The organism is Pseudomonadota bacterium (assembly GCA_026388215.1).
Classification (GTDB): Bacteria; Desulfobacterota; Syntrophorhabdia; order Syntrophorhabdales; family Syntrophorhabdaceae; genus JAPLKF01.
Window position 1 is genome coordinate 1 of record JAPLKF010000057.1, and the last position, 8,524, is coordinate 8,524.

The window sequence follows — 8,524 nt, forward strand, 5'->3', positions numbered from 1 at the left end:
CTGGGCAAGACAGCGGGTAATGGCTGATGTCAGGGTAGTCTTTCCATGATCTATGTGTCCTATGGTTCCTATGTTGACATGGGGTTTTGTCCTTTCAAACTTTTTCTTAGCCATACAGAACCTCCGTTTTTAATATTTATGGAGCCCACGACCGGGATTGAACCGGTGGCCACTTCCTTACCAAGGAAGTGCTCTACCACTGAGCTACGCGGGCATATGGAGCGGGCAACGTTTCAACCCGCTACATTTTTTTGGAGCGGGAAACGGGACTCGAACCCGCGACCCTCAGCTTGGAAGGCTGATGCTCTAACCAGCTGAGCTACTCCCGCGTCCTCAACTCCGGTTCATAGTTATTAGTTCATAGTTCGGAGTAAAACCTAAAAAATATTTTAATAAAAAAACTCCGAACCGATAACCCCCTGGCCTCGCTCCCTGGCATTGCACAGCAAAGCAGGGCAAGTCGAACTCATAACTTCCAATGGTGGAGAGGGGAGGGATCGAACCTCCGAAGGACTGCGCCAACAGATTTACAGTCTGCCCCCTTTGGCCGCTCGGGAACCTCTCCATGAGCTGGTGATGGGACTCGAACCCGCAACCTGCTGATTACAAATCAGCTGCTCTGCCGATTGAGCTACACCAGCCGAAATGATAATTATAATATAAGATGGTAATAAAAGCAATATTTGATAAAATATTTTTCTTTATATGTCAACATTATTTATAACAATCCGTACCATCTCACATACAGGAAAAACCTTTGTATTACGTGCGACATTCATTTAGAATTGCCAGGTATGTATAAGCTGGCTATAGAAGGCAGGATAAGAAAACAGAAATCTAATTCACTTTAATATTGACAAACCCATTAAAATGTTGTTTGTTTTCAGCCTTTTAATATTTTAAGGAGGTGGTGCCGTTATGGTATGCGAAACAATGAAACGAGGGATTGGATGTATATTCATGAAGAAAACTGGATGTTCTTACAACGGTGGAAAATGTTATCCCACTGTAGAAAATTGCGATGGCTGTTCAAGGGTATTGGAGTTCGAAACGGGATTGTATTGTGCAACTTTCCCATATCCAGCACAAAAATGGCAAAAGGGTACCTGCCCTATGTCATCACATGTGAAAAAGGCTCAAAAAGTGGAGGAACAGAAGATCAATCCACTTAAAGCCTCAAAGAGAAATGCTGGAAAAAGGTAACATTTACCGTAAAACTACCTTTAAAATCAGTGAATAGTATATAATGAATGGTGAATAGCCTCTAAAATCCCTTATGCTACATTTTTTTACTATGTCTCAATATGCTGTTCACTATTCACTGCATTTAACATTTGACTTTAGTGGGGATAAATGATAAAAAGGATTAAAATTTTCTTGGAGGATTGGTTTGAAGAAGAATAGATCAGCAATAAAAAAAGCAAAACAGGCTGAAGCAAAAAGATTGAGAAATTCACACGTAAATTCAACTATGAAAACCAACATAAAGAAAATAACATCAGCAATGGAAGACAAAGATAAAGAACATTTAAACGAGGTTTTTAAGAAGGCAGTATCCTATATAAACAAAGCAGAATCAAAGGGTGTCATTCACAAGAATAATGCAGCAAGAAAGATATCAAGACTGTCAAAAAAGGTTCATAGTACTTTGCAAACCAAGGGATAATTTAGTAATCAACAAGTAAAAAAGAAGAGAATCGTCTTGCCAGCCTTCCTGAAATCCTTCTCATGGCCTCCCTTTTATTGTAATCTTCATAGGCCAGATTATCCACCCTGTATGGCTCAGAATCGGATAATGTCCATCTTTTTATAAAACCCCCATTTTTCCTGAATAAGGCAAGTTCAATATCTACGGTGATGTTCTTTTCAATCACAATCCCATCTTTGTTCATGGTAGAAGGTATTATCCTGACATTCTGTATAGTCCCTTCTATGTAACCATCTGAGCCTTCCTTATTTATTTGAAAAAGTCCTGTAGAAATAAGTTCCCTCGTAAAGGCGTCTGTCACATACATAGAAGCATGGGGTTCATATGTTCTGTTTTTAAATACAGGGACATAGAGAGATTTTATATCCCCACCGAAGATACCCTTTTCCTGCACCAACTGGTATCCACAGGAAAGAAGCATTGAAACCGTGAGGATGATTAAACACAGTTTTTTTATAGGGCTTAATATCATGGGCATAGGTAATCCTTTCATTCTGCAATCTAACTAAATAGTCCCGCCACTGGCGGGATTAGTAAATAGTATTTAGTAACTGTTCACTATCAACTATACACTATTCATTGAATTTAAACACACACTATATTTACAAGTTTATTCGGAACAACTATAGTCTTTTTTATCTCTTTCCCATCAATATATCTTTTTATCTTATCAAGGGAGTATACAATATCTATTAATCTTGGCTCCTCAATGTCACGCTCTACTTCCAATCTATCCCTTAATTTACCATTCACCTCAACAACAATTACGACCCTTTCTTCTTTCACATATGCCTCTTTATATCCAGGCCAGGGCCTTTTGATAAAATGTCTATCCTCACCGAGCATCCCCCACAGTTCTTCTGTAATATGCGGGACAAAGGGAAAAAGAAGTGTTATCACGGTTTCAATAGCTCCCTTTAATATCTTTAAGGCTTCTAAATCCTTCCTATCCTTTTCGAGAAACTTGTATATTGTATTTACAAGCTCCATTATGCTCGCTATAGCCGTATTTAAATGGAACCTCTCTATGTCCTCTGTAACCTTTTTGATAGTTTTATGTATCTTGTATGTGAGCTGGTTAAAATCATTGTCATCTGTCTCTGGTTCAAGTACAGCCTCAACATCCTTCAACTTATCCACCCTATCCACAACCATTCTCCACACCCTTTGAAGGAACCTGTAGCAACCTTCCACCCCTTGATCGCTCCAGTCAAGGTCTTTTTCCGGTGGGGATGCAAAAAGGCAAAAAAGCCTCGCAGTATCTGCGCCATACTTTTCAATGAGATAATCAGGGTCAACTGTATTACCCTTTGATTTACTCATCTTTGCCCCATCTTTTATGACCATACCCTGGGTGAGAAGATTTTTAAATGGCTCCCTAACTCCTACAAACCCAAGCTCATTCAACACCCTGTTGAAAAACCGTGAGTATAAAAGATGGAGAACCGCATGTTCAACTCCACCGATATACTGGTCGACAGACATCCAGTAATCGACCCTTTTTCTATCAAGAGGTCCTGCTTTGTAGTCAGGACACGTATATTTGAGAAAATACCAGGAAGACTCAACAAAGGTATCCAATGTATCTGTTTCTCTTCTTGCAGGATTTTTACATATAGGACAGTCCACCTTATAAAATTCGGCACATTCAGAGAGAGGTGATTTCCCCACCATATTTACCTCAAGGTTTAAGGGTAGTATTACAGGTAAATCCTCATAGGGGACCGGGACTATCCCACAGGTATCACAATAGATGATAGGTATCGGTGCGCCCCAATACCTCTGCCTCGATATACCCCAATCACGTAGTCGATAATTTATCTTCCCTTTCCCAATCTTCTTCTCTTCAAGATAGTCTATAATCTCAGGAATGGCCTCCCTGTTCTTTAACCCATTAAAACCGCTTGAGTTCACTAACGTGCCATCTCCCTCATAAGCCTCCTGCATTGTTTCGGGATTCAGGGTTACATTATCCGGCATGATTGTTATTATGATGGGTAATCCATATGTCTTTGCAAATTCAAAGTCCCTCTGGTCATGGGCGGGCACCGACATGATTGCCCCGGTTCCATATTCCATGAGAACAAAATTCCCTATATATATGGGTATTCTTTCCCTGTTCAAAGGGTTTATCGCATATTTCCCTGTAAATACGCCTTCCTTTTCGATACTGATTTCTGCCCTGAAACTCCTGTCCTGAGCCTTTGCCTTTTCTATAAAAGCAAGAACTTCATTTTCGTAGGCTGTACCCTGTGCAAGCTTTGAAGAGAGAGGATGTTCCGGGGCAAGAGCCATAAAGGTTACACCGTAAAGTGTATCAGGTCTCGTAGTGAAGATTGTGAGGGGTGTACCGTCTTCTACTTTGAAATCAACTTCAACACCATAGCTTTTACCTATCCAGTTCTTCTGCATGTTGAGGACTTTCTCCGGCCATCCAGGGAGTTTATCACAATACTCATATAATTCATCAGCGTATTTCATAATGGTAAAAAACCATTGCGTGAGTTCCTTCTGTATGACTTCTTCTCCACATCTCCAGCACATGCCGCCTTCAACCTGTTCATTTGCAAGAACAGTCTGACATTTTACACAGTAATTTACAGGTGCACTCTTTCTATACACGAGCCCTTTCTCAAACATCTTAAGAAAAATCCATTGTTCCCATTTATAATATTCGACGTCGCAGGTTGCGAATTCCCTTTCCCAGTCATAGCTAAATCCCAACCTTTTAAGCTGCTTTTTCATGTATGATATATTTTCGTAAGTCCATGTTGCTGGATGTACACCATGTTCAATGGCTGCGTTTTCTGCCGGCATTCCAAACGCGTCCCATCCCATGGGGTGAAGCACATTAAGACCCTTCATCCTTTTGTACCGTGCAATGACATCACCTATAGAGTAATTCCTTACATGGCCCATATGGATTTTACCTGAAGGGTATGGGAACATCTCAAGGAGATAGTATTTCTCTCTTTTACTATCCTCTTTCACACGAAATAATCGGTTTTCTTCCCAGATTAATTGTCTCTTCTCTTCAACAGTATGCGGTTCATAGTGCTTCATTTCTATTCCTTATAAAAATAGGGGATAGGGTATGGGGTATAGGGTTTAGGAAATAAAACATAAACTCAAGGGAAACTCAAGGGTGATTAACTATACCCTCTCTCTACCCTATCCCCATACCCTCTACCCTATCCCCTATTTGTTTAGCATTGCTCTGATTCTTAATCTTAAGGCGTTCAATCTTATAAAACCGCTTGCATCCTTCTGGTCATATACGGAATCCTTCTCAAATGTAGCAAAATCTTTTATGTAGAATGATTTCTCCGATTTCCTCCCAACCACAGTGCAGTTACCTTTATATAGCTTTAACCTTGCAGTACCTGTAACGCCAATCTGGGTTTCATCTACAAATGCCTTCAAGGGTTTCATCTCTGGAGAGTACCAGAAACCATAATATATGAGTTCTGAAATCTTCGGTATAAGGGTGTCCCGTAAATGCATAACCTCTCTATCCATAGTAATTGACTCCACTGCCCTGTGGGCAACATGCAAAATAGTGCAGCCCGGTGTTTCGTATACCCCCCTCGATTTCATCCCAACATACCTGTTTTCAACAATATCTACCCTCCCTATGCCATGGTCACAACCAATTTCGTTAAGATGTGCAACAATTCTATAGGGTGTCATTACCTTTCCATCAACATCCTTGGGTATACCATCCTCAAATCCTATTTCTATGTATTGCGGTTTATTCGGGGCCCTCTCTGGTGAAGTGGTTATCCGGAACATACGCTCATCCGGTTCCATCCAGGGGTCTTCAAGTATACCGCCTTCATAGCTTATATGCATAAGGTTTCTATCCATACTATACGGTTTTTCTTTGTCAACAGGGACATCTATCCCGTGCTTCCTTGCATATGCTATAAGTTCTTTTCTCGACGAAAAGTTCCACTCCCTCCATGGAGCAATGATCTTTATATCAGGTTCAAAGGCATAATAGGTAAGTTCGAATCTCACCTGGTCATTACCTTTTCCTGTGGCACCGTGAGCAACGGCATCTGCCTTTTCCTTACGTGCAATCTCTATATGTCTCTTTGCAATAAGCGGTCTCGCTATAGACGTCCCTAAAAGATAACTGCCTTCATATACAGCATTAGCCTTTATAGCAAAGAATATAAAATCCCTTGCAAATTCTTCTTTTAAATCTTCGATGTATACCCTTGATGCACCTGTTTTTAATGCCTTTTCTTTAAGCCCTGTGAGTTCTTCTTCCTGCCCAATATCTGCCGCATAGGCTATGACCTCACAATTATACTGTTCTTTGAGCCACTTAAGAATTACAGAAGTATCAAGTCCACCAGAATAAGCGAGAACCACCTTTTTTATTGCCATATCAAAACCTCCAAAGAAACAGGGTTCAAGGATTCAAGGGGTCGAGGATTCGAGCGGTTTTATGCCCTTGAACCCTGGAACCCTTGGCTCCTCGAATCCTTATTCATTTTTTATCAGCCACTCCAGAAGTGCTTTTTGAATATGTAGTCTGTTCTCTGCCTGTGTAAATATAACTTCCTGATATTTTTCAAAAACACCTTCTGAAATCTCCTCATCCCTGTGGGCAGGCAGACAGTGCATAACGATCACATCTTTTTTTGCATTTTTTAAGAGTTTTTCATCTATTCTGTATGGCACAAAGGCCCTTTTTCTATCCTTTCTTTCGCTCTCCTGTCCCATGCTGACCCATACATCTGTGTTTACCACATCTGCACCTCTCACTGCTTCATAAGGGTCATCGGTAAAGATAAATCTCCTATTTTTTTTCGCCTTCTCAAGCAGTGTTTGTGCAGGTTTATAATTTCCCGGGGTTGCAATAACAAGGTTTAATCCAAAAAGTATGGACGCCTCAATCCATGAATTTGCAACATTGTTCCCATCCCCAATATATGTAATCTTAATATCCTTAAAGTCCCCTTTAATCTCTTTTATTGTAAAAAGGTCTGAGAGTATCTGGCATGGATGGTAGAGGTCAGAAAGCCCGTTTATTAAGGGTACACTTGCCCATTGTGCAAACTCCTCTACATTATTCTGGGAATAAGTTCTTATCATTATTGCATCCACATATCTGCTCAAGACCCTTGCTGTATCTTGAATAGGCTCACCTCTTCCTATCTGTGTTTCTCCTGCATTTAAAACTATAGTATTGCCTCCGAGTTCACGCATACCAACCTCAAAGGAAACCCTTGTCCTCGTAGAAGCCTTCTCAAAAATCATGGCAAGGCTCTTATCCTTCAGGGGCTTGTATTCCCTTTTATCCTTTCTTACCTTTTTTAAGAATTTGCCTCTTTCTAAAAGGTATATACCTTCTGCCTTTTTTATATCAAGGAGCTTTGTAAAATCCCTTTTCAAACCTGTTGCCTCTCAAATATCCTATTCGCTATATCAAGAAATATATCCACCTCTTCCTTTTCTATAACCAAAGGGGGCAATAATCTCAGTATTTTACCTTTTGTGCAGTTTATTATTACCCCTTCCTGTAAGAACTCTTTCTGCACAATTTCCCCATTTATTGAAAGTTCAATGCCCCAGATAAGCCCCATCCCCCTTATATCCACAATAAATGGAAACTTTCTCTTCAGTGATAGGAGCCCTTTACGGAGATATTTCCCAATATCCTCACAATGCTTTATAATCCCTTCATCTATGATGGTATTGAGGGTTGCAATAATAGTCGATACAGCAAGGGGATTCCCACCAAAGGTAGATGCATGGGTTCCTGGTTCGAAGGCCTCCATAACATATTCTTTCCCGATGGTTGCCCCAACAGGAAATCCATTTCCTAAAGCCTTTGCGAGGCTCATAATATCAGGCTCTATCCCGTAATGTTCATAGGCAAATAGTTTTCCCGTTCTTCCCACGCCTGTCTGGATTTCGTCGAGGATGAGAAGTACATCTTTATTCTTCGTTATTTCCCTAAGGTTCTTTAAGTATTCCTTGCGTGCCACATAGATGCCCCCTTCTGACTGGATAACCTCGAGCATCACAGCACATGTCTTTTCATTTATGTTTTTTTCTATTGCACCTATGTTGTTGAAAGGAACATACTTAAAACCATCTAAAAGTGGTGCAAAGCCTTCCTGAAATTTCGTCTGCCCCGTGGCTGAAAGGGTAGCTATCGTCCTCCCATGAAATGAATTTTCCATAACAATGATTTCGTGCCTTCCTTCTCCATATTTCTTCCATGAATATCTTCTTGCCAGCTTTATCGCCGCTTCATTTGCTTCTGCACCACTATTACAGAAAAATACCTTATCACCAAATGAGTGCTCCACAAGCATTTCTGCAGCCTTAATCTGAATCTCTGTATAGAACAGGTTCGAGATATGAAAGAGTTTTGCTGCCTGAGCAGTAAGCCCTTCAAGCACATCTACCCGTACATGTCCAAGGTTACAAACCGCAATACCTGACAAAAAATCCAGGTACCTCCTGCCATTCAAATCCCATATCCAGCAACCCTTGCCCTTCGTTACTACTATGGGATACCTGTTATATGTATTTGCAAGGTACTGCTTGCCCTTCTTAATCAGTTCATCCTGCATCTTAAGTACCTCCTGTAATTTGAGTACCTATACCTGAATCTGTAAAGATCTCGAGGAGGATGGCATGGGGAATTCTTCCATCAATGATGTGGGTTGTCTTTACACCGCCCTGCAATGCATCGAGGCAACATTCTACCTTAGGTATCATACCCCCGGAAACTGTTTTATTCCTTATCAGGGCCTCTATCTCGCCCTTTTTTAAAATGGGGATAAGCTTTCC

The 8,524-nt window shown here is 40.7% G+C and carries 9 protein-coding genes and 4 tRNA genes; 2 read left to right on the plus strand and 11 right to left on the minus strand.

Annotated features, from left to right (window positions below):
* The 5 genes from NTU69_03915 to NTU69_03935 all read right to left on the minus strand — a co-directional run.
* On the minus strand, positions 1-114 hold a 114-nt coding region (locus tag NTU69_03915), incomplete at its 3' end, for a GTP-binding protein (protein ID MCX5802674.1).
* A gap of 25 nt (positions 115-139) precedes the next feature.
* Positions 140-214: transfer RNA gene (locus tag NTU69_03920), tRNA-Thr, on the minus strand.
* Between the two features lie 38 nt (positions 215-252).
* Positions 253-329, minus strand: a tRNA-Gly gene (locus tag NTU69_03925).
* A gap of 150 nt (positions 330-479) precedes the next feature.
* Positions 480-565: transfer RNA gene (locus NTU69_03930), tRNA-Tyr, on the minus strand.
* Between the two features lie 3 nt (positions 566-568).
* A tRNA-Thr gene (locus tag NTU69_03935) sits at positions 569-641 on the minus strand.
* A gap of 277 nt (positions 642-918) precedes the next feature.
* On the opposite strand from NTU69_03935, the gene NTU69_03940 reads away from it, so the two are divergent.
* Both NTU69_03940 and rpsT read left to right on the plus strand, forming a co-directional pair.
* Complete coding sequence (locus NTU69_03940) at positions 919-1,203, plus strand: PxxKW family cysteine-rich protein (protein MCX5802675.1); 285 nt, start codon at positions 919-921, stop codon at positions 1,201-1,203.
* Between the two features lie 187 nt (positions 1,204-1,390).
* On the plus strand, positions 1,391-1,666 hold the full coding sequence (gene rpsT / locus NTU69_03945) for a 30S ribosomal protein S20 (protein ID MCX5802676.1): 276 nt from the start codon (positions 1,391-1,393) through the stop codon (positions 1,664-1,666).
* A 1-nt stretch (position 1,667) separates the two neighbouring features.
* Here the strand turns inward: rpsT and NTU69_03950 are convergent, their stop codons facing one another.
* The 6 genes from NTU69_03950 to NTU69_03975 form a co-directional block, all read right to left on the minus strand.
* The gene (locus NTU69_03950) at positions 1,668-2,201 is read right to left on the minus strand and encodes an LptE family protein (GenBank protein MCX5802677.1); all 534 of its coding nucleotides are present in this window, start codon (positions 2,199-2,201) and stop codon (positions 1,668-1,670) included.
* A gap of 92 nt (positions 2,202-2,293) precedes the next feature.
* The gene (leuS, locus tag NTU69_03955) at positions 2,294-4,777 is read right to left on the minus strand and encodes a leucine--tRNA ligase (GenBank protein MCX5802678.1); all 2,484 of its coding nucleotides are present in this window, start codon (positions 4,775-4,777) and stop codon (positions 2,294-2,296) included.
* Between the two features lie 129 nt (positions 4,778-4,906).
* Complete coding sequence (locus NTU69_03960; GenBank protein MCX5802679.1) at positions 4,907-6,103, minus strand: argininosuccinate synthase; 1,197 nt, start codon at positions 6,101-6,103, stop codon at positions 4,907-4,909.
* Positions 6,104-6,202: 99 nt separating this feature from the next.
* A complete protein-coding gene (argF, locus tag NTU69_03965; GenBank protein ID MCX5802680.1) occupies positions 6,203-7,114 on the minus strand; it encodes an ornithine carbamoyltransferase in 912 nt (303 codons plus the stop codon).
* Entirely contained in the window at positions 7,111-8,304 is a 1,194-nt protein-coding gene (locus tag NTU69_03970; protein MCX5802681.1) for an aspartate aminotransferase family protein, read from the minus strand. Before NTU69_03970 ends, argF begins: the two co-directional genes overlap by 4 nt.
* Before the next feature lies 1 nt (position 8,305).
* On the minus strand, positions 8,306-8,524 hold a 219-nt coding region (locus NTU69_03975), incomplete at its 5' end, for an acetylglutamate kinase (protein ID MCX5802682.1).

Excerpts from the sequence above, each read along its gene's own strand:
- NTU69_03940 (MCX5802675.1), top strand. The coding sequence starts at position 919 with ATGGTATGCGAAACAATGAAACGAGGGATTGGATGTATATTCATGAAG.
- NTU69_03950 (MCX5802677.1), bottom strand. The coding sequence starts at position 2,201 with ATGAAAGGATTACCTATGCCCATGATATTAAGCCCTATAAAAAAACTG.
- NTU69_03960 (MCX5802679.1), bottom strand. The coding sequence starts at position 6,103 with ATGGCAATAAAAAAGGTGGTTCTCGCTTATTCTGGTGGACTTGATACT.
- NTU69_03970 (MCX5802681.1), bottom strand. The coding sequence starts at position 8,304 with ATGCAGGATGAACTGATTAAGAAGGGCAAGCAGTACCTTGCAAATACA.